This is a genomic window from Adonisia turfae CCMR0081, from assembly GCF_011009555.1.
In the GTDB taxonomy this organism is placed as follows: Bacteria; Cyanobacteriota; Cyanobacteriia; order Phormidesmidales; family Phormidesmidaceae; genus Leptothoe; species Leptothoe turfae.
In genome coordinates this window covers 4,696,948-4,722,208 of sequence record NZ_QXHD01000004.1, presented here as the reverse complement: position 1 = coordinate 4,722,208, position 25,261 = coordinate 4,696,948, and the positions used below count along the sequence as shown (strand labels likewise).

Below are 25,261 nucleotides of genomic sequence, written 5' to 3'. Positions count from 1 at the left end.
TCCCAAATGCACAACGCCCAGCCAAACAACTCCGTTATCAAGAATCGGTACAGAATTCTTGATGTCCTGGGTCAAGGGGGCAGTAGCATCACGTATGAGGCAGAAGATCGAGTTACAGGGCACCATGTGGCCCTGAAGGAGCTATCGCTCAAGGGATTAAGCGATTGGAAAAAGCTAGAGCTATTTGAGCGGGAGGCTCAGGTTCTAGAGGGTCTCAACCATCCGGGCATTCCCAAATATGTTGACTATTTTCAGGTTGATACAGATTGCGATCGCTACTTCTACATTGTTCAAGAATTAGCTAAAGGGCGGTCCATTTCAGACTTAGTCATTGCTGGTGCACGCTTCTCAGAAGCAGACACTCGACACATTGCCATTGAAATTTTGCAAATCCTGGAGTACCTCCATAGCCTAAGTCCACCCATCATCCATCGGGACATTAAGCCCCAGAACATTATTCGTGGTCATGATGATCGGATTTTTCTGGTGGATTTTGGGGCGGTGCAGAGTGTGTATCGCAATACCATTGCTTTTGGCAGCACGGTGGTTGGCACCTTTGGCTATATGGCTCCTGAACAATTTCGTGGCCATGCTTATCCCACCACGGATCTCTATGGCCTTGGGGCAACGTTGATCAATCTGCTCACCCATCAAAATCCAGCGGATTTGCCACAAACACGTCTGAAGATGGACTTCCGTGGAGTAGTCAACGTTTCTGAGGCATTTGCCAACTGGTTAGAGGGGTTGATTGAGCCTTTAGCCGAAGAGCGATTTGAGTCTGCTAGAACTGCTAGGTTGGCGTTGACCAGACCTAGACTGACTGCAACAAAAGGCCTCCAATATCCTGCCGGTAGCGATATTCAACTGACTTATGATCGTCACCACCTATTCCTAAATATCCCACCCACAGGGTTAAGAAGAGCGGCCTTCAGAGGACATTTCAACGTGGCTTTGGCCTGGAATAGTATTGCCTGGTTTGTAGGTTTGGCCATTTTACCGGTTTTCTCATTGGGGGCAGCTGTTATTTTTTTTGTACCTTTCTGGGCGATTGGCCTAGGCCTCGCTTGGAGAGCTTTTTGGACGGCCCTTGAACACGTTACGTTAGACATTAGTCAAGAGCGTTTTACCCTCAAACGAAAAATGTTGATTTGTAAAAGCGTTCATCAAGGTCATGTTGCTAATTTGGAAAGGGTGGCTTTAGAAACAATTCTGCTAAGTAACGATCAGCCTGTGAAGACGTTGGCACTGCGGGAAGGTGTCTACAGTCATCAATTTGGTATATCGCTGTCGATAGCAGAAAAAGAATGGTTACAGGAAACGTTAGACAACTTTATCCAAAGGCAAAAATCAAAATAGCTCTGACGGCTAACGCAGTTTCCAAAAATGTTCCTGCTGATTTAGGGCTTGCTGTAAATGGTTAATGGTAATCTCTTCATCGCCTGCCAGACGCTGTGTCATACGTCCAATTTCAGTAATCTGCTGAGTAGATAAGGATAAGCCTTCAGCTAGAGTAGTCCAGCGGACTTTTCCCATGGATTTAACGCCGTTGGGGAATATTTGTTGCCACAGCTGCAAGCGTAGTTCGGTATTGGGCATGGGGATATCGATCGTCGTGAGCTGCTGTCGCCATTGGTGGCGGATAAGGTGACGATGATGAACTATAAAAAAGACGTGGGTTGATGATTTGGTCAGCCAGTGCTGAAGGGCTGCTGTATCGATGGCTGAATTGCGGCCAAGCCAATGGTGGGCTGATTTAATTAAGACAATGGGATACTTAGCCTGGCCTAGTTCGGTAAGACAGTTGGGCCAGTCTTGGGGAGAAATTTGGGCCAGATCGAGAATATATAGAGATTGTTTGAGGTGAGTGGCGAGTGCGATCGCACTGCGCTCTTTACCCACACCTGGCTCTCCCACCAGCAATAGCCTCAACCGTGGCTGCTCTGCCACTGACTGTAGTCGCTGCTTGAGTGCATCGGCCAGTATCAGATCTGGCCAAGTCACTCGCCCTCGACATAGTTGGGCATACCAGTCAGCTGCTATAAACTGTAGCGGCCAGCTCGGGTCAGGATTCTCGGCCAGCAGGTACTCAACCCATGCAGGAGCCAGCTGCATCTGACTACCCAACAATGTCGAGGATGAACCCTCAACACATTGTAAAACCTGGCGCTTGATCAACGAATTTTCACCAGACAGCCGGGCACGCGCACGCCGACGCTCCAAATCATTGCGACACAATAATCGTAAGGCAAGTTCGACGGTCGGCAATGCCCCTACCGCGCAGTTAGTCCCTGTTTGCAAATAGTGATAAAGCCGCCCATAACGTACCTGAACTTCCGGAGCCAACGCCATCAGTACCAGCTTCTTTTCAAACAGGCTCAGCCCCAGCACCATTTGCATAGTTGGTAGCCCTAACGAAACTTTGCTAGCCCGACTCAGCAAAATCCGCTTGTCTATTGCTTTTTGGTACCCCAGTGAGGGTTTATCAGATGATTTAGGCGCTGTATCATCGTAGGCACGTTTTTTAACCGCAATGAGACCTTGCCACCAGTCACTAGTCGCCTTGTCAGACGCATTTTTGGCCACCTGATTAACCGACTTTAAATGCTTGCGTTGCTGAGAAACCGCCACTAAAAGCAGCCGTTCTAACCAGCTGAGCTCTGTTTCCAGATACGCCCAATTATTTGCAAACGGAATCCCAGAACCCATTAATTATTTCAAACGACGCAGGAACTCAAGCGGTAGCCCATCAGTATCAGCAATAAAGGCTACTTCATACACACTAGACCCAATCATCTGTTGCTGAGGTTCCAACAGGACGTTTAGAACCGTATCTTGAGAAATCGCTTTTTGCTTCAACTGTTCCAGCCAGGTCGGTAAACTGTCAGCTGCTTGAGTCAGGTCAAATGACAGATGATAGTAACCAGTGTAATGCTCATCACTAAAGGCATCGGCAGCAGGTTTGGGTTCTGGCACCTGCATGAGCTCGATTCGTCCATGTAAACCTTCCATCCAACACGCCAGAGTAATGCCAGCAGTAAAACGTTCTACCACATCAAATCCCAGCAGCTCATAAAAGGCAATGGCCTTATGAATATCCGCCGTTCGAATCGACGCATGATGCATAGTATTCCTATCACCGTCTTTTAACCAACAACTCGAACAGCTTACTCAAAAAATTTTAGATACCGATAATTATTCGGCACCCCAGGCTCTTTTTCTAAATCAAAATTGATCACTTCCCACTGAGGCACTTCTTGGGAAGACGGACTAAACGCCACAGGTAACCCATATAGCCTGGGAGTTCCTGTATCCACTTGGCCACGCCAAGGTGCACTGTATTCCAGATACGACTTCACTAGGGGCCGATAGCGTTCTGCAATAATCACTCGTGTCGCCCGATAACCCTCGGTATACAATCGATCGAGCGCTTCATGAATCTCAAACCGAATACCATCAGGATGAGTATGCTGACGATACCACTCCCCTTCCCATTGACGCCAGTGACGCCCCGATTGCACATGTACCAAATCATGGGTTTCAAGACTGACCTCAAACGCACCATGGCGTGTACATAGATAGCTATCGGTCAAGGTTAATGCCGGAATTGTCTGCCGACAGTGGGGGCATTTTATCTCTGGCCCATAAAACGGATACTGAGAAGCGGAATTTAGCATGCGGGTTTATTAAAGCATTGACACCTAAATATGTATTGGCCTGTCTCAACTACCCCAACGTTGAGCCTAGGCAAAGCCCCAGGTGCCGGAACGTACTAATAGAACACTCCAAACAAAGCCAATTAGGCTTTCACTCGCCTTATTATAACGGGAGGCAAAATAGCGCGCGCTAACCCTTACATACATTATTCTGAAGAGTTTTGTCCATCTCAATGGTTAACGTTGATAAACCCATGGACATTGAGACGGGGTATCAATCACCTGATTCCTACCCTCCGGCAAGCCTCCTAGGTTCAATTGGTAACCTTTAGAACTAGATCTATTCTGTAGGTAATTCTGTGACTAACCTCACTCCTGTCTTAACCACACCTGAAAGCTTTTGGCCTGCACCAGACCTCTCACAAGCTGCCTTTATTGCCCCAAATGCAACGGTCATTGGCAATGTAGAGATAGATGAAGGTGCGAACATTTGGTATACCGCCGTCGTCCGAGGCGATGTCGAGCTGATTCGCATCGGTGCCCACACCAACATACAAGACGGTGCCATTCTCCATGGCGATCCTGGGCAGCCCACAATCCTTGAAGACTATGTCACCATTGGCCATCGCGCTGTGGTGCACAGTGCCCACGTTGAGCACGGCTGCCTCATTGGTATTGGAGCCGTTATTCTTAACGGCGTCCGTATTGGTGCAGGCAGCATCATCGGCGCGGGCGCAGTCGTGAATAAGGATGTCGCACCCGGGTCACTGGTGGTCGGCATTCCTGGCAAGGTATTGAAAACTGTATCCGCCGAACAAATCGAAGAGCTGATCGACCATGCTAAAAAGTATGAACAGTTAGCCCTAGTTCATGCAGGTAAGGGCACTAATTTAGGGTTTGAGTAAATCAGTTTGAAGTTTTGAGTTTTGTAGAGTTTTGCTCTTCTCAACTTGTCGAGTATTTTGAGTTCGATTACACGACTTGGAAGGTTACGAGCAGAGAAAAATAACTGGTGAGATGGGGGTTAGCTCGGCATCAGGACCTCCATAATGAGATCAACCGATTGCCCTTGCCCCGTGAGTCGATGAATCAACTGGACCACCTGTTCGAAGGCATCCCGAGACAAGGAGTACAGTCGCTGGCCGATGGGTTGCTGATTGTGATCAGCAAAGTCAAACCGCTCAGATTTTTGTCCATAACAGCTGGCTTGCTGAAGGGCAGACTGCGCTATACAACTTAAGCAGAAGTGGCGTTTGACCGCTTCCTCGTTGCGGAGCTGAGCGTCTTCAAAGCCCGTCAGCTGTTTGGCAAACTCGTGAAAGGTTTCTATCGGCCATCGAAAGGTCCAGGTAGAAAAGGTCCGGTTGGCATCCCAATGCAGGGCATCGGTTAAGAGAAAACGAGGGGCATCACTGAGGTCTTCAGTTTCATGAACAATGACAATACGTTTGCGACCATATTTTTTGAGACGAACAACTTTAGTAAATGCCCAAACCTCTCGATATTGACTGTTTCGGCAACGAACGTTCTTGTGTCGAAAACTCTCAGGATGACTCTCTTTAAGTTGTTGAGCCACGTGTTGTACCTGCTGCCAGGTGTGGTTCCACATAATCAGTCGCGTCCGTTCAATCTCACTGACCCAATGTTTGCCTTTAGATTCAATCAGTTCGGTTAACGGACGAGTCAACACGCCCTGGTCAAAGGCATAATCTGCTTGAGGGTACTGCCCTTCGGCTTCGATAGTGCGAACACTCTCAACCACCATCTCCGTTCGTTTCTGATAGCTTTGTTGGTGTAAATAATAATGGAGTAATTCCAGCAATCGCTCTCGCACCTGGTCAAGTTGTTCGTAATGCTCTCGTTGTGTCATCGCTAAATACGCCAACTCTGCTTTCTGATAATTGGGCGGTTGCACCTCAACCGCTAAGCCATCCACCCGATGGGGATTGGCAATGGCAGCGGTGACCACTGTTTGATAGCGACTCCAACCACTATGCACATAATCATAGGCGGACTTGGCTCCATAGATCTTGCGGCTGTAGGGATGATACGAATAGGTCCAGTCCAGACTAATCACCGCTCGCCCACGACCTCGATAGCGGGGGGCCACCAGTGCCCGATGTCGACGCATGAGCTCATCGCGACTCCATCGCGATTCGAACACCGATTCATGCATCGCTCGGCGGCTCACCTGGGTCCCCTCTGGCCAGACGATTTGAGCGTATATTCCTTGTAGAGTCTTATTTGGGCTTAACAACAGGCCATTGATATAACGACTGACATGGTCAAACCCGGCCTGTCGGCAAAAGACCGGACGATAGTTCTGCAGAAACCCTTGTAGGGTAGAGCCAATCCCAACTAACGGACAATGCATCGGGCCTTTCCAACGTCAGTCCGTCTATTGTCCTAGATGGAATACCTAGCTAACCTTCCAAGTCGTGTTTTCACATTTTTTAGGCACATATACTGGAAGTCAGAGCCTCGATATTTCAGCGAACATTTTTGTTTTTTTCTCCTAATAGTGCAAAAGCCATCGATAAATCACTAATGCTGAAGCATTTGACCAATATCTGAGAAACCTCGATCAATATAAAAATTTCGAAGCTGGCAGTTTTCGGAACTTAGATACAGTCGAAAATACTTAGTAGCATTCTTTGGTTTTAAATCATGCATAACATATTTGAGTAAGGCGGTTCCAATACCCTGCTTTTGAAATTCTGGCAACACTGCAAAATTATCAAGATAACAATATCTAGAATTATACATAGCCTCAAATATTTCTTTCACTTCAATTTGACCAATCAACCTTAAATCTGAAGCTCTCCAAGCTAACACGTAGATTCCAAGGCTAGGATTATCCAACATTTGAATAATACCAGAACGCATAATTGGACAGGAGACTTTAATCCCATGCATAAGTGCCAAATACTCATTGAGGTAGGTCATAGCCTCCAGAGTTTGAGCATAAGGAAGGCATGCTTTGTTTGCCAGGAAGAGGTTGGTAGCATCTTTCCCTACAAGATGACTAACAAGATATTCTGTATGGATCATGACTTTCAAAAGAACTATTTAGAACACTACAGAGAACCCTTGCAGAGAGGGCATGTATTATGCAAAAACTGCATTACAAAGTGCTTCAAACGAGATTGATTCAAGTCCTAGAAGGGCATAAATCAAAGTCATTAAGAGGAATAACCAAGGTAAGCAAAAAACTAGACAAGCAAGTTTTTGTTGAGTGAGTGAAGATACAAGTAATAATCAAGAATTCAGGGCAAAGCCTGATACTCATAAAGCCTAAAAAGGCTTTATGAGCTAATTGAATCTGACCCTTAGGTTAGATTCAATTAGCTCCCTATATGAATCATTCAAGAACAAGATAACGTGTGCTGAACAAAAAACTTGTTGAGTCCCCATTTGTAGATTCAATTAGCGCGTCTAAAGATCGACACCCGTAAAGTGTAATAGATCAAACTTCATCTGACAGAAGGGGGTTATCTGACACTTAGAGATTTGTCAGGTTGTGTTTGATTTTTTACACTCTTTTCTCCGTATTGATCTAATTGTTTTTCTTCGGCTAAATGCGCACTATCGAGCAAGGTTTGAATGGGTGTCTTGCCATAACAATATCGACCTGAATGGGGTCGTTCCCAATTGTAATACTCTATCCATTCATCCACATCAGTTTGTAACTCCTCAAGGCTTTGATACACCTTTTTACGAAACGCAATTTGATAAAACTCCTCCAAAATCGTGCGATGAAAGCGTTCACAAATCCCATTGGTTTGGGGTGATCTCGCTTTTGTTCGGGTATGGTCAATGTCCTCAATAGCCAGATAGAGCTGATATTCATGGTGTTCTACGTTCCCACAATATTCGGTGCCTCGGTCGGTCAAAATCCTCAATAAAGGAATGCTCTGTTCTTCATAGAATGGGATCACTCGGTCATTCAACGTATCAGCGGCCACCAGCGCATTCTTACGGTCATACAGTTTCACCTGAGCCACCCGTGTGTAGGTGTCAATGAAGGTCTGCTGATAAATCCGTCCGATGCCTTTAATGTGCCCCACATAGAAGGTGTCTTGAGAGCCGAGATACCCTGGATGATGGGTTTCTATTTCCCCATGGGCTTCCTTTTGTTCCTTCGCCTTTTCGAGGGCTTTTACCTGCGCTTCGGTCAGAATCAGGTTGTCCTGAGCGGCTTTCGCTTCTAGTGCTTTGAGCCGGAGCTTAAACGTTTGAAGGTCATGACGTAGCCAGATTGAGCGAACACCGCCTGGAGAGACAAAGATGCCTTGTTTCTTCAGTTCATTCGAAACTCGTACCTGGCCGTAAGCCGGTTGGTCTGTGGCAAACGCAACCACGGCGGCTTCAATCTCAGGTTCTACTCGGTTCTTAGGGCAAGGCTTTTTACGGTCAATATCCCGTAGAGCCGCTTCTCCTCCTGTTTCGTAGAGTTCTTTATAGCGATAGAACGAGTCTCGCGATACGCCCATCACTTTGCATGCTTTGGAAACGTTGCCGAGTGTTTTGGCTAGATTTAGAATGCCTAAGCGGTTCTTTACGATCTTGTCTTGTGTATTCATTGTGACACTCCTGATTCAGTGTGAGTTTACAGGATGTGTCAGATAAAGTCTTAACTATTACACGTAAAGCCTCTGTAGCCAACGTTGACCGGTGACTTCACTTCTCCCATGCATACATTGGAAATTATTCAAAATAACTAGTGTGCCCGGTGATATGGAGACTGAACGAGCCACTTTATTGGCGGCGTCTTTCAATGCACTCAATGCTAATTCTGCTACAGGATCTGTAGCTTTTGTTGTGTGTAGATGAGCGTTGATTGTTGCACATTGATCTTGATCAATGGTAATCAGAGGCCGACGTTCTGAGCGTATTATTTTACCGCCCCATATTTTCATGACTCCTGGAGACTCAACATGAAAACGAGGTTCGCTCAATATTTGAATATCATTGGGTGTAAGCTGAGCCAAAATCTCGTCTAAACTTGCTAAGTACGTTGGAGTGTCATGTTCATTTAGTAGGCCCAACACTAGTAGGAACTCTGGAGTATATGGGGGTTTTAAGATTGCTGCATCGGTGTGTAAAGCAAAGGTCACCCTCCCAGCATTTGAAACTGTATTTTCATATCCATCTCTAGGTGCAATTTGATGAATTAGGTCCCCTTGTTTTTCTTCCTTATAAGCTGGCGGATGGAGATTTGCAATCTTTGACAAACAAAGCAATAATAGCTCACTAATCCAAGTATTTTTCTCTTTAGGTCGTTGCCCATTAGTAGGCGGTGCTGGTAGCTTAGGATCGATTGGAAGCTCCGTGATAACCATATATGGTTGATGATGGACTTTTTTCAATGGGAGCTGAAAGTCTTTGAAGTATTTTAGCAATTTAAGTGCTTCACATTGTAGTTGAGTATTAAGGTCATGCTCGGGAAATGGTTTAAACTTCTCTGCTTGCCTCTGAAAGGCTATACGATGTGAATCTTTCCATATATCCAGAGAATTGAGTTCCCAGGAGTTTGTATCTAGAAGGTTAATAGAGTATGGCGGTGTATTGTAAATTGACATCTTTCCGCAGTAGTAGTGATGGTTGACTTTTGCTGAACACTAGACATAACAATGATTGAAAAAGAGACTAGATACATTTTTCAATCATTTCAAAGGTATGAATTAAACAGTAGAATGCTTAGCTAAACTCTAGCCATAGAAGATGGATTACCCAATTTTGGTTCTAGTGGTTTGGGTGATTGTTGAAGATGAAATCCTTGGATAGGTTTGACATTAGGCTAACTACTTTGGGATCGATGAAGCCGCATGGCAGGTTAGGTAATGCCTCTTACCAAAACCGTTCATTTCTCCCAACACTTATTAATTAGTGCAAACTAATTTAACTGGTTCACTTGTTATGAAAAAGCAGAGCTGACGGATATGATGATTGTGGAGTCAATGCTAATAGTTTTCCAGCTCTATGACTCTGATTAACCACACAATATGGATATCGTGGATTCTTAAGCTTCTAAGTTTCGACTACAGGGTTGTACGTTCGACATAGAACCATTTTCTCCGATAGGGATAAACCCAGAAACAGGCATTTGGACCTTTTGCCATGTAATGTTGCTAGCGTCAGTCATCTGTCCTTGCTCAGAAGAATCAGTATTAAATTCAACTACTGTTGCCATTGGTAGGGCCATGACCTTTTTACTGGTGAAGGTAGGCTGTTCGTAGACACCTAGGCCCAAATGATAGCTGACTATATGCTCATTGGACTGAATTCCTGAACATCCAGTAGTTTGGGCAACTGTAGGTAACTTTGTACTTTGTGCGCTATTATATGCAGCTAGCTGATGTGATCCGAGAGGCTGATCTCGCGCAATTCTCCAAGCGTCAGGACCGTGGAGGATTTGCGCGACTTCGTTCGTGAGCGCAATTGGTGTTTCAATTTTGAGTGAGAATTTCTGATTTTGTGGAATATAGATAGCTCTTTCCACACTATCTCTCATAAAAAGAGAGCCAGCTAAAATAGGCAATAATGTCCCTATCATTTCTCCAAGCTGTGCATCATCAAAGAGCATTTGCCCGAGGGTATAGCCAGCTGGTCTAGTATAGGCCATAAACTCGGTTATTTTTTCCGCCTTTGTACGAGTAACTTGACTTTCTACAGGTAGAATGTAGCCAGATGCTTCGATTGGAACCTCCATTCCCTCAACAATAATGTATCGGGCTACAATCCTTGCTCCTTCAGGTTCATCTGTTAACTCTAAAGAGCCTGGAATCTCAGCGCCTGCTGGAATTAAGACTCCTCCTCTATGATCTTTCAATGACTCAGCAAGCGTCCAAGAGACTGTAGGAGTATGCTTACCCTTAAAGCGGATAGCAATAACATTTGGATTGGAAACAGATAGTCGCTGATCTCGTGCAACAAAAGCACTGTTGATTATAGTCTCACCTGCGAGGGCAGCTCTAGTAGGTATTAAGGCTGCTATTGGAGAAAATAGGGAAAGCAGGCATAAGAGAGATATAGACAGATTTCTTTTCATGGTTAGAGTTCATGCTATAGAGATCAGATTTTACATAAACTTTTTGTTAGCACAGATCTATGGGTTGAGCTAACAAAAAAGGGGAGTTTATGAATAGTAGGAGCCTCCCCTCTTAATTGCCAGGAGCACTTTAGGCAAGACTTATGGGTAGTATTCTGAACCAGTATTTCGTCTAGGTTGATGATTGTTGGGACGTATAGGAGCAGAGCCTGCTACCCCCTCAATAACACTGCCAGCGTGATAACCAAATTCAGCCATGTCCATGGCTTCCTCATGGGATCTTCCTCCTGCCTTACTTGTCCAATAAAGAGCGGAGCCAAGCACTGAGCCGGTTACTATTTCACCTTCTTCTTGGATGGTGCGAGGGCGGCGATGGCTTACGCGGTCTTGTGGAGGGGCATTACTGATAGTGGGACCATCATGATAGTCGAATTCTAATGGTGTTAGATTCCCATCAGAATTGTATGTAAATCCATAGTCTTCTGGGTCACAACTCAGATCTTCAGTACTGATATGGCTATAGGAGTCTTGAGGTGAACACATTGGTGCAGTCTCATTTGCTTTCGCTGGCAAAATGCTGACAAAAGCTGCTACTAATGAGAGTAGAAAAGAGATCTTGAATTTCATAATTGCTGTTGTGCTAGTAGAAACGATTAGTGTAGAAAGCTGTTATAAGACTTGGCTATTCAGCAACTACACTTGGTAAAGATGGATGAGGACAAGAAGAGTGCTATTCCTCAAATGTTTTATGAAAAGGTTTAGACATTGGATAACGATAGTCCTCTTGCAGGATTGGACGTGATGACGAGGAGTCTAATTGCCTAAATTGACCTTCTTTTATATCAGGTAACTTGGGTAACGGTTGACTCGCATCTTCCATTTGAGAGATTGTCAGAGTAAATTGAAGATGAGTTGTGTTTCTATTTTTATCTGTTTTTTTGACAATTTCCCAATTCGGATTTAAATGGACTTTAAGGTGCTTGAAATTTTTCAAATCTCTTAGTTCATCTGGGTGCATATCTTTACTGGTGTATGCATCTCCGACCCAAAAACTGGGAGCTTCACGGTCAAACGGGTTGAAAGCTTCGAGTCTTAAGCTTTTTGATGCTTTACCCCATATAGAAGGCTCTTGTAGATGGCGAATGCGGAGTCGGTAACCAGTTGAGTCTTGACCTACTAGATTAACTGAGTAACCATTACTGTCATAACGCTTGCAATGACCAGTCCAGTCAAAATTGAGTAGTAGGGGGGCAATATGGGTGTAGGAATGTGAGCTATATTCCTCCCAACAAGCTTGTTGACCTGGAATTTGCTCTAAAACATTAACTTTGTAATTTCCTCTTGAAAGTTTTGAAGCAACTACAACAAGATTGTTGGTCTGATGTCCTGATGACAGCTTGAGTGGGTGAGCATTAGCAGTTTTATTTATAAGTGGCAGACTGACTGCGACTGCTAAAGACAGTGTGAATGATGTAAGAAACTTAAGGTCAAAGATCATGGTTCAATAGTCCAAATTAGAATGGAAGACATTGTTATTTCAGGTCAATAGATAAGTTATGCCCTAAAAAGGAACGTATCTAAGAATCAGGATTTTAGGGACTCAAGCCTGAACTTATATGCAAGCTAGGCTTGAGCCTAAAAACATTCGGAACGTGATATCTCTCTTTCAACTACTGCAATAGTTTTAATAACTCCTGCATTGCTGGAGAAATGGGAGGAGATTGAGGCTGTGGTTGTGGCTGTGGCTGTGGCCATCCTGGAGAGCTATACACGCTAGAGGGAGCCTGTGGACGTGGGGCCATTGAAGTTTTTAACATGTCATTAAATGGACCCAGTAATTGGTCAAGACGTTGTGCTCGCATCTGCTGTTTTGCCAAGTTTGCCTGCATTTCCAATGCTTTACGCTCAGTCTCTAAAGCATACTTTTCAACATCTTGCTGCCCTAAAGCAATAGTCACCTGGTCCTGAGATGTTCCTAAAGCAATAGTCACCTGATCCTGAGATGTTTGTATTGCGGTGAGATGACTAAATAAAGCAGTAACAATTCCATTGTAAGCATTAACGGCTGCTTTACAGTCTTTGCCAACAGCAGTTGGATTAATGGTTTTACCGTGGAAAATACCTTCCTGAAAGACCTTTTTCTTTGAATTAGTGAGATCTTCATTAGAGCCCTCATTATTACCAGAGGAGCTATTTTCGCGATTGACCTTAAAGGGACCCCATCCCCCTCCTGTATTAGTAGTTCTCTGATAACCTGATTTAAACTGATTAGCTGATCTCATAGCTTCCTCACTACTGGTGTTATAGCGATTCTCAATTAGTGTGTCAGCTACTTCATTAGCTACAATGTCATCACACTTTTCTAAGACGTCTCCAACATTAATATCATTGATAATATTTTCAGTTGGATTAGCTCGAACTGGAAGAGAAGTTGCTAAACTAAGAGCTGTACATGAAACTGCTAGTAGCAATGAACGTTTTTTAGTTGTCATGATATCTCCTTGAGAGAATGAAGATGAAAGAGAAAGCTTGGAAAGTAGAAAGCACTGATTATAGATAAACGTTATTTCACTTATCTGAGAAATGAAATAGATAACTTCAGAACGTTAGTCATAAGGCCCAGGAATGTGAAAAGACGTTATTTAAGGCCATTTCGGCAATACCATTGTTGGCCGTATTTCTCAGTACATTCGTCATCAAATTGATAGTTGTCATCATCTTGAATAAAATCAGGGTCTATTGCGGGACTATCGTCTGGTTGTGGTATGAAAATCGGAACGTGATCATCAAATAAATTATGTGGATAGTCAGATTGTCCAAATGGAGAATCATTTAAAAAGTCTATGTTAGAGTCATGCTGTGGCTGTCCGGAATCTCCAGAAAATTCAACTTGTGAGAACACTGGTCCACTAATTATTCCGTTTGTAGCAACAAGTAGCATTGAAGCTGAAAGTAACTGATGTGCTTTCATGAAATGTCTCTTCATTTTTGATATTGATAAAGCCCAAACCAAAGTTTTCGATTGTCCTTTGTTCGAACTCATTTATGTATTGTTGTAATTCCAATAAACTGGTTCAGTTGTTATTTTAGTTGCTTTCTTAGTGTTGTTCTTGTCACGCTAAAGCTTATTGCCAGTAAGTTTTTCATAGCCTTGGAGAAAGTCCTAGTGCCGTACAGCCTTCTCAAACTGTGATGAGATTATAAATTGATAAATAGGTTGAGATGATGCAAGGCCAGTAGTAAAAGTACTCTAAGATGTTCGATTGGTATCTTGTCCACGTCCAGAATTATTTTTTCTGTAGAGTAATCTACGGGTTTCAACTTGGACGTGGTGTAGGTTTGGATCTTTATTTTGGATTGCAGTGTTGCTGTAGACTCCAGGTTATTGGAACTACTGCAGTAGCCACTGCCAGCTTAGTACAGTTGGAGGTTCTTATAAGTAATGTCTCGAATGGCTTGCTATAAATACGATTCAGTAAAAGTGAATCGGTTCAGATGCTCTACACTAATCTATTTATGGATGTGTATTTCTTATGTGGTGAGTCGAAGGAGGATGGGTGCGTTATGAACGACGATAGGTCAACCTACGCAGAGATGTTAGTACCATCTGCTGCTGAACATGGCTATGCCAAAGTGTGGCTAATTGAGGATAGCAGAGAATATTTTAAGGAATTTGAAATTCATGTTTCTATACAGCTTCAGTGTGCGAAATCTGAAACCAGATATATTGATGATCACCTTTTACTTACTTTTTTAGGATTATTAGATCCAAAAGATCAAAAGTTTCCTGAAACATATGCGCAAGCTCTGGCTGGTGTATGTATTCGTTGTAAGCTTTCTCAATACTCCTATGCTTGTGTCCAGAAGATGGTTACGATGCTAGATCCTAGAGATAGGAATAAGGTTTTAAGAGAAGAACTAATTGCAGCAGTTTTGGACGATGATGCGACTCCCTATATTTTTCTCAAAGCTGATATTGGCATTCCTTCTGTTTTTCCAAAAGCTGAAATAGCAACAAATGACTCTCAAGATACTGATGGTACATTAGAAAATAGTTGCCAGAAAAGCAGGAAGAAGCAGAAGAAACAGAAGAAGAAGACTTATAAGCTTTATACAGCCAAAAAGAATGGAGAAATTCGATTTAATGAAGACAATAATGAACCTCAGCCAAGTAAGTATATTCCCTTTAACTTGAAGATTTTGGCGGATTATAGTCTAGATGTTTCTTCTAGTAAGTTGAATTTGAAGAATTGGATTTACAAGTACTTAGGTAACCAGCCAAGTATCCAAAATATTTTGGCAACGCATGGATTTCATCGATTAACTGACTGGGCATATCTGAATCGTAGATGTGAACCGCTTCCTAAGGAAAATTTAGTTTCTTGTCTAGATATCAAATTGCTCAAGGTATATCATGACGTTTATCGTCGAGACCGTTTGTCATCTGTGCAAAATCAGTACTCTAGTAATTCTAGGAAATGTCCTCCGCCAAACTTAGAACAACTCAATGAAATGTTGACTTTACTAAGAAAAGAGGACATATATTTTGAATCACCAGAGAGATTATTACAGGAGTTACAACAGTTAGCAAGACAGCTCAAGGATTTTGATTTGAGCAGAATAGGGTCTGGCATGGAACCAATTGAGCTACCCTCATCAGAAAATGGTATCTCTGGTGAGCACCCAGAATTGCCTAAATCTCCAGGATTAGATGCTGAAGGAGCTGTAAGAACAGTCCTTTCCCAAACATTAAATGATGAGTTTGTAGATCTTTTAGATCAAGGTATTCAGTTTGTTGTGGAGACACGTCATTTACGCTTGCAAAAAGGACGTTACAAAGAGCATTGGCCAAAATTTACAAAAGGTTTAAAGCTAACTTACCTTAACAATCTTTTCTTGCAAGAGATAGCAACAGGATTTGGACTTGATAAGCAAAAAATGCGGCGAATATTAGATCTGGAAAATTTAGTATGGAAGACTCGTGATTATGTTTTAGATAAATTGACTGAACGTGTTCTAATTGCAATAGGTGAGTCTCAGCTTTCTTCTAGTGTAGATTTTATTACTAATTTGGAAGTTAATTTAGCGGAGTATGCAGATGATAAATCTTTTCGAGATGCTTGTTCTGAGCTAAAGGCAGGTAGAAACCGTGTTTTTTATAGTCTTTATGCTCAACGGCTACAGATTTTTTTGTCAGAACAAATATAGGAAATATAGACATGCAAACTAATAACATTGGTAACTTCCAAATTTCTTATCCGGAAACCGTGGAATTTGATCCTGAAGATATTTTTCAGGCCAGTCAGCAGATTGATGATAGGCTTCCAGAAGCTTATCGGTGGGCAACTTATATTCGACACTTAGCACGGATTGCTGTTGATGAGTGGATATCTCCGCGACTCAGGGGACTATCATATAGCCAACAAAGTTGTAGTTTATTGCAATTTCCTCTATCTCATGTGTTAGAAGCAATCTGCAATTTGAAAGTGGGGGATTTTAATGTTTGTGTTTTAGCGATTGAAAGTGTTTTAAGTGGTGAGGTCGTTATTCCACGCGCGGCTGTAGAGCTACCTGAGTTTAGACCGGATATTTACTTTTTGGTAGAGGTGAAGGAAGCTCAAGAAGATTATATGGATGCAGAATTTGCTGTTATGCGTGGGGTGGTGTCGGCAGATAAGCTGTGTCAGTATCTGAGTGACTTTGAGATTCAGCCATTATCAAATTGGACTTATGAGGTGCCACTTGCATTGTTTGGTAATGAGCCTGGTTGTTTAATGACCTATGCAAGACATTTAGAGCCAGCAACTATTAGGCAAGCTGTATCCGTTACTGAGATTTGTAGGAAACAAAGCCATGAGCCAGGCGTATCTTTAGATACGGTGATAGATATTAAGGAGCCGTTATGGCAGCAGTTGAATTGGGACGGGGGAGCTGCTCTATTAAGATCACAAGAAAGGCTTCAAAAGCTCTATGAGCAGCCCAAATATGAACAGTCTAAAAAGGTCATTGTAGAGTCTGCTGCCCTAAAGGTTCTAAATATTATGGGATGGCTTCAGGGTAAGTTAGATGAACCAAGTCGACAGTTAGGTTTTTGGTTAGGGGAAGCCTTATCATCTGAACCTGCTTTAATGACTGATGCTGGTCCACTACGCTGCAGTGAACTCATGTTAGATATTTCTTCTGAGGTATTTAGGCAGGGACTCAGAAGCCTGCGTGAGCAGGGGGTATCTATTCCATCCTTAGTTTTGCCTATATACTATCAGACAGAATTTCAGGAACTACAGTTACGCTTTTGCTTTGTTTTTCCCCTATCTAAAGAAGATACTGAGAAACAACATCTACTGATTATTCTAAGGGCGGAAGATGATGAAGATTTGCCAATGGGGTTAATATTTAAGGCGGAAACGGACTCTGGGATACTTCAACAGTATGAACTAGATATGGATGAGTCTGTGGTATTTCTTCGCTTGAGTGTATCGATCGGAGAAGCTTTCCGTTTTAGTGTGAAGCATCCGAATGGTAGTTACCATGCTCTACCAACGTTGACATTATAATTTGGAGGTAGTGGCATGAGTAGCAAACGTACAGTATTTCACCTAAGGCTCAGATATCAAGATTTTGATCAGATATGTAGTTTTAGTCTCATAAGAGATGGAAAACCTAAGGAGCTATATGCACGAAAACTGTATTCGCAAGAAATGGAGAAGTTGTATAGACGATGGCGTAGTCGTTATTTACAATATTATGATCCTCGTTCAGAAAACGCCCAGGCTTCAGACTTAAGCCAGGGTGCGGGGGCTCTTAGAGTTTCGAGCACAGGTGATCTATCTGCTGATGTTCGAAGGCGTGAGGAAGAGTTTTGTGATTTCTTCCTTAATTGGTTGGCTACTGATGAAGCCGCTATTATCGAACGGGCAATTTGGCCTGTTGCTAACCAAAATATTCCCCTAGATATTTATTTGTCTTGTGATCATGAGCGATTGCTAAAATTACCTTGGGAAATTTGGGCGAGACATTTTGTGGTTCAATCAGCGTCTCCCGATGCTGTTCGCTTGATTCGAACTACTGAAGATGATCGTGGTACTGAAGATGATCGTGAGCTGCTTGCTGGCAATATATCAACTATCAAACGATCTGGGAAGCCTAGAATTCTTGCTGTGATAGCTCAGGAGCCAGAATTAGAGCCTTTTCTTGAAAAAGATTTGCAAGCATTGAAAAAAATTGAAAGGGCTGGGTTAGCTAATATAGAATCGTTTAGAGCTAAAGAAGATGAAAGTAAGCGAGAAGTTATTCATCGGCTTTGTGAAACAATTCGAGATGATCGAGGCTGGGATGGTCTTTTATTTGTAGGTCATAGTGATGATAAAACAAGTATAAGCGGAGCGTTTCAGCTAAGACCAAATATAGTTCTGTTTATGAAACAATTGGCAGAGCCTTTACGAGTTGCCCAAAGTAATGGATTACGTTTGGCAATTTTTAATTCTTGTTCAGGGTTACTGATTGCTGAGTCTTTAATTAAATTAGGTATTCAAGCTGTGGTAATGCGTGAGCCGATTCGGAGTGATGTGGCGTTAGCATTTTTGCAGCAATTGTGTGAGGGGTTATGTCAGAAACAGGATGTACATGAGGCGGTTATTAAGGCCTCTGAGTACTTAAAGGTCAGTGGTCCTGACTCTAGTGAATATCCATCTGCTTATTTACTGCCATCGTTTTTTAGTCCGTCAACGATAGTGCCTTTTCAATTAGAAGACTATGGATGGCAGAAGCCTTTTAAGAGATGGGGGCCAACTCGTCGAGAGGCAACAACTCTTATTGCGGCATGTTTAATTGGTTCGCAGGCTTTTGTTCAGCAGCCTTTAACTGAGGTTAGACAATTTATTCAAGCTGTATTTCGTGATGTGACTGGGCAACGATCAAATCATGCATCACCAGTAAATACTATCTTGATCAACCAAGCCGCTCTCAATGAAAGAGGAATTGAGGACACGAAGAACATTAACAGAGGACTACTAGCAGATGTCACTCAAAAATCTTTGGAAAAGTATCAGCCTGGTGTGTTGGGGTACACTTATCAACTCAGTAATTCAGCAGAAGGTGATATTGAAAGATTATTTGAAACAATTGAGTCGGCGGCAGTCAGTGAGAAGCATTGGTTTATATTTCCCTTTAGTGCAGCAGAGGAATATAATAAAATACCTGATGAATTAGATCAATATGGTGTTGAGGGAGAAGGTTATTTTCGCTTGCCATACTTAGATATTCCCGCTAATTCGAAGACAAATAAGCAAGAGTGTTCTTATTCATATCTTGTATCTCTTGCCCATGTCCTTAAGCAAGAAGTGCCTACACTTAAGCTAACATCTCTAAAGAGAGAGATTCAATCTTATTTGCATTCAATAAAAGCTGACGAGCAAAACTTTTGCCGAGATCTAGAATTATTTTCGAATAATACAAATTTATATAGTTCGGTATCCCAATTCATAGAATCTGTACAGTCAATCTTTGGATGGCAACAAATTATTGATTTTTCGATTCCACCAAGTCATGCGTATCATAAAGAGCTTGCATCTAATCTTTTGGAAGAGGATTCTGAAAGCTCAAAAAAGCCTGAGTCCTCTAATTTGAACACAACAATTGTAATTATTGGACGTGGTCTTTATGGTGACTACAAGTCTAATACTGTTAATCCACCACTTGCAGTGGACTACTGGTGGTGTGATTCAAGCCTGACGACTGCCATAAAACCAGATACTGTAGGGTCTCAAAATATTAAAAATAAGCAATGTAATCGCAATATTACCAAGGCAGAATTATATAGTTATTCAGTCTATAATTTGACCACAAATACTAGCATTATCAGATTTTCTGACGTACTTGCTATTCTCATTACAGGATTCTTAGGAAAAGCCTTGAGCGTATATTTAACGCAATTCTCTCTAGAGAGACGTCGGCAAGCCTTGTTGTGCTTAATTCCTATTTTACTTAGTACTATAGTCATTTCACTACAGATTTATGTGTCAGTAAGGCTGTTAGTTCCAATATTAGTTCCTGGTTTCGTCCTATTTAAATATCTTTTGCCTATTTATAGGAGTGTGTTCCATGTTCAAGTTCACTTTGGTAACAGGAAGCTTTTTAATAGCATCTTCCTCACTCGGTTTTGTTAGCATTCAAAGTAAAGCAGTAAATTTAGCATCCTTAAATAATAATCCTCTCAATGAGCGTTTAAGTAATTGGGTGGATTGTGTACTTCGGCGTAGATGTGGAGAAGTTGTTGATCCTGACCGTCGTCCCAGCACAGTTTGTCCAATTATTTCAGAACAAAATAGGAGGAGTGTGGCTTATTTTAGTGATCTGTCTCCTTCATTTATTTGGCTAGACGAGTCCTCATCGACCGAGTTTTTATCCATTGAACGGCTAAGTATCAGACGCTACAGTGAGTCTGAAGTATTTTGGTCCTGGCCTCAAGAGAGGCAAGGAGAAACATTAGAATTTATCTCTGATTTAAGCATAGGAGAAGCTACTCTGTACCAAGTATCCTATGCTGGTTCAGAGTCTTTAACTTCAGATGAGGCATATGTTTTTGAAGTATATGAGAATGCTGACAGTAATGATCCTGATATAACCTTGCCATTCAAGGTTATTGATGAAAAATCGCAACAACAAATTAAGGATGATTTATTAAGTATGGGGCTTACCCCAACAGGTGGAATATCGGATCAACTAATTCATCAGAGAATAAAGTATTTCTTAAGTCATGAATACTCTAATAATAAACTTGACGATATTTCAGAAAAATATTCATCGGCTGACTATGATTTTAAAGATGTGCTAATCTATGATGCAATCAGTGAAGTGTTTAACTTGGCTGTCAGCTCCGAAAGAGCGCCATATCTAAATGTATTACAAGCGTTTTGCGACCCAGAAGAATAGCAGAACCTAAGTAGGAGTCAGTTACCATGGGCTTCCTACCATTGTAAACTGACTCCATGCCTGTGGATTCTCAAGCTCACTAAAGGTAGCTGAAGAAATTGATATGTTTGTTGGCAAAGGGATCGAAGTTTCAACTCCATCGTATATAACGATAAAATTAGAATTATCACGGTTAAACTCCCCCTCTAACATCATCAACTGAGTTTTTCGTAGAGCATCTGCTTTGATTAAGGATGATTGTAGATTGGTATAGAACAAACTCATCAACACATAAGTCTCAAAGTCTCTAACTGGCTTAAGACTCGCTAGAACAGATTTAACACCAGCCTGTTGAGCTAATCCAGAAAAGCCTAATTCAGCACCCTTGTCATCAGATGCTGTTTGACATGCACTTAAGGTCAAGAGATCCACATCACTCAAATTTAACTGTTCTAATTCTTTCAGATTAAGCGGTCCATCTGAAAATTGAATAAATGAGTTGCTAACATCTCCTGCCCCTATTTTGGCATGGGTTGCTAAATGAACTATGTCATATTGTGTATCTGTCAAAAGTTGATTTAGGTTCTCTTTAGTAAAATCTTGATCACGCCGAATAGTTGGAGTAGGAACCGTTGGTCTAGCCCAATTCTCTTTAAGAAAAGAGAGTTCAGCATCTGCTGATGGTAAATCTCTCAAATTGTCAAAGTTACGAGTTCCCATTGCCAATAGCCTAGATCGACTCAGGTTTTTATAGCGTGTTTCAGTCAGGCTCATGCTAGGCATAAGACCAACGCTGTAATCTTGAATTAAAAATCTACCAGTATCGCTACTTTTTAGAGCTGATATTGGAAATTGATCGAGTGCTGAACTCTCAGTTTCTGAGGATAATGCAGAGAGCGGTAAAGCACGCAAATTAGTATCCATGATGAATACCAGGTTTTCTATAGTTTGTGCTTCTAAGGAAGGTACTAAATTAGCGACTAACGCCTGATAGAGCTGTTTAGAACCATCTTCCCAAACACCTGCAAAACCAAGGTTGTCACGTAAATTCTTTACAGATACTTCAATATCGCTGTACTTTTTACCCGTCAGTTCTAACACTGGATAGTCACGTCCACTCACTAAGAGTAAGACTAACTCAGCATCTTGTTCTTTATTCTCTGTGCTAGTATCACCATCATTATCTAAATCCTCAGCAACATACCTACTAAGAGTTCTATATTCAGTGGCAACACTTTCTGAGTCATATCGCCATAGGATTTCTTCGTCTGAGTCTTCTCCATCTAGTTCATTTGCAGTCAGTTGCTCTTCTTCGAGACTACTGATGTCAGATCTTTCTCCAAAATCAGTATTACGACTTCTACGTTGGTCAAGACGTTTTTTGAGATCAGTTAACTCGTCTTCTCTGTCGCTAGGAACAAAGAAGGCATAAATGATGGCAGGACGAACATTGGTTTGTTTTTCAATAATGAGCAGTTCGTTTTGAATTTCGTCTAAGCTCTTAATGCGTACGTCTTCACTACCGAAATAGTCTGTGTAGGGTGAGGTAAATCCTTCTTCTAGCTCTGCGACTAGTTGTTCAACTTCTTCGGTGGGGTCAGGAATAGGAGGCAAAGACAGAGGATCTGGTTCTTCAACATCTCGTGCTTCTGGTGTGGGTGTAATAATTCTGATGTTGCCCTGAGTGAAAGAACCAGGAAAGACTTGAACAGGATCAATAACATTATCAGCTGCAGAAGTAATAGCGCCTGCTGTTCCATTAACACTTGCATCGCCTACGGTAAATGGAACATTTATAAAACCACCACCATGGGTGATAGTAATATCCCCGCCATCCCCACTATCTACAGTAGAAATGCTAGCTTCAACGCCATTTGAAGCAGAAAATATTTCAGACGCACGGAAGAAATTACCTGCTATGGCATTTACAATCCCGCCTCCATCAACACCTTGTCCCTCTGCATTAATAGAACCGACTTCAATATTGTTTCCTGCCCTAAGGGTAATATCGCCAGCTTCACCAGTTGTAGTCTGTGTAGAAATAGAACGACCTAAAGCATTGATAGAACCACTTCGGCTAATAATTTCTAAATCACCAGTTGTCCCACTGCCAGCAGCAGGAAGTATATCAGTAATGTTTACTTCTCCTTCCGCATCAATAAACAAATCTCCAAATGGTCTAATGCCTGTTAGTGCACTAAGGCTAATATCTCCACCTGTCCCTGTAACTCCCTCAGTAAAGGTCTCAATTACACCACCATCAATAACATTAATTTCATCACTTTGACTAATAATTGTGATACTGCCAGCTGTACCATTATTTGAGCGAACTTGTGCACTGACATTATCCACAGTAACTTGGTTGGCAGCACGAATGAGAACATTGCCCGCTGTTCCACGATTGCTATTCGCGCTAACATCCTGTAAAGAGCCAGCTGTCGTATCAATAGACCCGCCAGTACTGATAATGCTGATATCACCACCAGTACCAGTGCCATCATTATTGGTACCAAGGAAAGATTCAATATCACCAGTATTAATATTGCCTTCTGCTTGAATAGTGATATTACCACCAGCGCCAAAAGTGCCACTACTGGTAGCATCGACTTGAGCACTAGTTGTATCAATTGATCCATTTTGGCTAACTATGCTGATATTTCCAGCAGTCCCACCACCAGTGATACTAACGCCCACAAAAGAGGCAAGTGAAACACGCTGAATACCTGGAGTACCTACGCTACCATCAAGAAGACTTCCATCAGAATCAATTATAACTCCAGTACCTACAACATTAATATCAGCGTTCGCTTCTAAATTGATATCGCCACTCCTACCACCATCAGTCCTAACTCTGGTATCAATATTTCCAACAGTTAAGGTTTGACCTTGAATGGTAATGTCCCTTGCCTGAACACGTATAGTATCACTGTTATCCATTGAAAAATCCCCAGATCCATCACCATCCGCATCCGCTGTAAAGATAATTGAACCGCCTGGACCATCTGCAAATGCAAGTACATTATCAGCCAAGTCTTCAATGACGATATCTTCCAAGGCTTGAAGTGTAATATTGGTGTCTTCTGATAAATCTTCCAAAGTCTCTTCCGAAATAGTAAAACTAACCCCTATGCCATCACTCGACAATATTGTTCCATCATTATCTATTTCAGAATCATTCAGGCCTCCTGAACTGTTATCAACTATATTGATATTAATAGGATCAAACAAAAGTGTCCCAGCACTTCCATAGGACGCACTCGTATCCACATCCCCCTGAAACAACAAACTTTCCTTTCCTGATATTTCTACTAATCCACCATCACCAAACTCACTTCCACCCCTAGCAGTAACCTCTCCAAAAAAAATAGTTTCGCCATCTGCCCAGAAGATAGTCTGCCCAGCATTACCACTATCAACGGCATCTACAGAAATCACTGAATCAGAATCAACAAATGTCCGCAAAGCATTGGGAACCGTTCCATTCCCTTGATAATCTCCCCCAACTAAAACAGTGCCACCACCATTAGCACCAGAAGCATCAATCTCCGCTCCAATCACCCCAACCCGCTCACCTAAAACATTAACCTCCCCTCCTACCTCATCAGGAGCAGCATTACTCACATCCAAAACACCCGCAGCAATCGTAGTCCCCACCTCAGCAGGAACTACAGTGTCCGCACCAGCCACCGTCACTGCCCCATCTGGCTCTACAGCCAGCCCAGTCTCCACATCGCCAGCCCCCTCCGTCAGCAACCCAGGCAAATCCCACACCGCGATAGCTGTCGTTTGCCCATCATTCCCCTGAGGTACCTCCACCTCAAACCCCAATACCCAGCCTGGAGGCCGTAACTCTACCTGACCACTACCCGGTACCGACACCATAGACACGTTGCCACCCGTCGACTGCAACGTCCCCGTATTCACCACCGTTCCCCCCACCAAAGAAAGTGTCGCTCCCTCTGATAAAGCCAACGTTCCCGCATTCACAATAGAACCTGGTGCCGCACTATCAAAACGCAACGCCAGCGGCTCCCCGGTTAAACTACTATAGTCACCCGTTTCAAACGCTTCAAACCAACCATCCTCAAACCCAATACCCGTTGCAGTCGATACATTAAACGCAGCAGGCAAATCCAAACTCGCATTAGTACCGAATACTATTCCTGATGGATTCAGTAAAAACAAATTTGAGTTTCCACCAGTGACCTGCAATAAGCCATCAATAATGGAGGGATCACCCCCAACCACACGACCCAAAATATTATTAATTGACGGAGTTGACAAAAACGTGGCCCACTCTCCCTGGGTTAACCCAAACTTCTCAAAACTCTGGAAAAGATTCCCCCCATCAATAGACAGAGTCCCCCCATCAATCAAATACCCATTTCCTTGGGGCGTAACTATCGTGTTGACAGGATCATTTGCTGACGTAATCGACTGAGCTATAGCGGGTACAGCACTTCCAACCACTAAAGACACCGTTAAACCTACCGTCCCAACCCTTTCCCAGGTGCAGAGACTAGATACACTTGTTAAATTCCTTGCGAACTCGGGCAGTATCGCACCAAAACCTGTTTTAGCCTTTTCTATCTGCAACATTGACAATACCCCTATGATAGTCACCCGTATCTAACCGTACTCAAACTTG

General features: G+C 42.6%; 19 protein-coding genes. 6 read left to right on the top strand and 13 right to left on the bottom strand.

The window, feature by feature from the left end; translation table 11 throughout:
• Window positions 1-6 precede the first annotated feature (6 nt).
• Window positions 7-1,356, top strand: a complete 1,350-nt coding sequence (locus DXZ20_RS24245; protein ID WP_163701505.1) for a serine/threonine protein kinase — start codon at window positions 7-9, stop codon at window positions 1,354-1,356.
• Window positions 1,357-1,365: 9 nt separating this feature from the next.
• On the opposite strand, the gene DXZ20_RS24240 is transcribed toward DXZ20_RS24245, so the two are convergent.
• The 3 genes from DXZ20_RS24240 to DXZ20_RS24230 are packed head-to-tail and all read right to left on the bottom strand — an operon-like array spanning window position 1,366 to window position 3,674.
• Window positions 1,366-2,706 carry an ATP-binding protein gene (locus tag DXZ20_RS24240; protein ID WP_163701502.1) on the bottom strand — a complete coding sequence of 447 codons (1,341 nt, stop codon included), beginning with the start codon at window positions 2,704-2,706 and terminating at the stop codon, window positions 1,366-1,368.
• Window positions 2,707-2,709: 3 nt separating this feature from the next.
• Window positions 2,710-3,123, bottom strand: coding sequence for a VOC family protein (locus DXZ20_RS24235; protein ID WP_006516655.1), 414 nt, complete (start codon window positions 3,121-3,123; stop codon window positions 2,710-2,712).
• Window positions 3,124-3,164: 41 nt separating this feature from the next.
• Window positions 3,165-3,674, bottom strand: a complete 510-nt coding sequence (locus tag DXZ20_RS24230) for a TIGR02652 family protein (RefSeq protein ID WP_006516656.1) — start codon at window positions 3,672-3,674, stop codon at window positions 3,165-3,167.
• A gap of 338 nt (window positions 3,675-4,012) precedes the next feature.
• Here DXZ20_RS24230 and DXZ20_RS38305 point away from each other — a divergent pair, with 338 nt between their 5' ends.
• Entirely contained in the window at window positions 4,013-4,558 is a 546-nt protein-coding gene (locus tag DXZ20_RS38305) for a gamma carbonic anhydrase family protein (protein WP_163666483.1), read from the top strand.
• Between the two features lie 119 nt (window positions 4,559-4,677).
• Here DXZ20_RS38305 and DXZ20_RS24220 read toward each other — a convergent pair whose 3' ends face one another.
• The 9 genes from DXZ20_RS24220 to DXZ20_RS24180 all read right to left on the bottom strand — a co-directional run bounded on the left by DXZ20_RS24220 (window position 4,678) and on the right by DXZ20_RS24180 (window position 13,675).
• Window positions 4,678-6,027 (bottom strand): hypothetical protein, encoded by a 1,350-nt coding sequence (locus DXZ20_RS24220; RefSeq protein WP_163701499.1) that lies wholly within the window; start codon window positions 6,025-6,027, stop codon window positions 4,678-4,680.
• Between the two features lie 170 nt (window positions 6,028-6,197).
• Complete coding sequence (locus DXZ20_RS24215) at window positions 6,198-6,704, bottom strand: GNAT family N-acetyltransferase (RefSeq protein WP_163701497.1); 507 nt, start codon at window positions 6,702-6,704, stop codon at window positions 6,198-6,200.
• Window positions 6,705-7,144: 440 nt separating this feature from the next.
• Complete coding sequence (locus tag DXZ20_RS24210) at window positions 7,145-8,236, bottom strand: IS481 family transposase (RefSeq protein ID WP_163701493.1); 1,092 nt, start codon at window positions 8,234-8,236, stop codon at window positions 7,145-7,147.
• A 57-nt stretch (window positions 8,237-8,293) separates the two neighbouring features.
• Window positions 8,294-9,235 carry a TauD/TfdA family dioxygenase gene (locus DXZ20_RS24205; RefSeq protein ID WP_163701490.1) on the bottom strand — a complete coding sequence of 314 codons (942 nt, stop codon included), beginning with the start codon at window positions 9,233-9,235 and terminating at the stop codon, window positions 8,294-8,296.
• A gap of 440 nt (window positions 9,236-9,675) precedes the next feature.
• A complete protein-coding gene (locus DXZ20_RS24200) occupies window positions 9,676-10,704 on the bottom strand; it encodes a hypothetical protein (protein ID WP_163701489.1) in 1,029 nt (342 codons plus the stop codon).
• Between the two features lie 141 nt (window positions 10,705-10,845).
• Entirely contained in the window at window positions 10,846-11,331 is a 486-nt protein-coding gene (locus DXZ20_RS24195; protein WP_163701486.1) for a hypothetical protein, read from the bottom strand.
• Window positions 11,332-11,434: 103 nt separating this feature from the next.
• Window positions 11,435-12,202 carry a DUF3747 domain-containing protein gene (locus tag DXZ20_RS24190; RefSeq protein WP_163701483.1) on the bottom strand — a complete coding sequence of 256 codons (768 nt, stop codon included), beginning with the start codon at window positions 12,200-12,202 and terminating at the stop codon, window positions 11,435-11,437.
• Window positions 12,203-12,374: 172 nt separating this feature from the next.
• Window positions 12,375-13,196, bottom strand: coding sequence for a hypothetical protein (locus DXZ20_RS24185; RefSeq protein WP_163701481.1), 822 nt, complete (start codon window positions 13,194-13,196; stop codon window positions 12,375-12,377).
• A gap of 146 nt (window positions 13,197-13,342) precedes the next feature.
• Window positions 13,343-13,675 (bottom strand): hypothetical protein, encoded by a 333-nt coding sequence (locus tag DXZ20_RS24180; protein ID WP_163701479.1) that lies wholly within the window; start codon window positions 13,673-13,675, stop codon window positions 13,343-13,345.
• A gap of 593 nt (window positions 13,676-14,268) precedes the next feature.
• Here DXZ20_RS24180 and DXZ20_RS24175 point away from each other — a divergent pair.
• The 4 genes from DXZ20_RS24175 to DXZ20_RS24160 are packed head-to-tail and all read left to right on the top strand — an operon-like array spanning window position 14,269 to window position 20,634.
• Window positions 14,269-15,912 (top strand): hypothetical protein, encoded by a 1,644-nt coding sequence (locus DXZ20_RS24175; RefSeq protein ID WP_163701478.1) that lies wholly within the window; start codon window positions 14,269-14,271, stop codon window positions 15,910-15,912.
• A gap of 11 nt (window positions 15,913-15,923) precedes the next feature.
• The gene (locus DXZ20_RS24170; RefSeq protein WP_163701476.1) at window positions 15,924-17,258 is read left to right on the top strand and encodes a DUF1822 family protein; all 1,335 of its coding nucleotides are present in this window, start codon (window positions 15,924-15,926) and stop codon (window positions 17,256-17,258) included.
• Between the two features lie 15 nt (window positions 17,259-17,273).
• Complete coding sequence (locus DXZ20_RS24165; RefSeq protein WP_163701474.1) at window positions 17,274-19,868, top strand: CHAT domain-containing protein; 2,595 nt, start codon at window positions 17,274-17,276, stop codon at window positions 19,866-19,868.
• Window positions 19,804-20,634, top strand: a complete 831-nt coding sequence (locus DXZ20_RS24160) for a hypothetical protein (protein ID WP_163701472.1) — start codon at window positions 19,804-19,806, stop codon at window positions 20,632-20,634. Before DXZ20_RS24165 ends, DXZ20_RS24160 begins: the two co-directional genes overlap by 65 nt.
• A 21-nt stretch (window positions 20,635-20,655) precedes the next feature.
• On the opposite strand, the gene DXZ20_RS24155 is transcribed toward DXZ20_RS24160, so the two are convergent.
• Window positions 20,656-25,212, bottom strand: a complete 4,557-nt coding sequence (locus DXZ20_RS24155) for a CHAT domain-containing protein (RefSeq protein WP_250565909.1) — start codon at window positions 25,210-25,212, stop codon at window positions 20,656-20,658.
• Window positions 25,213-25,261: the final 49 nt, after the last annotated feature.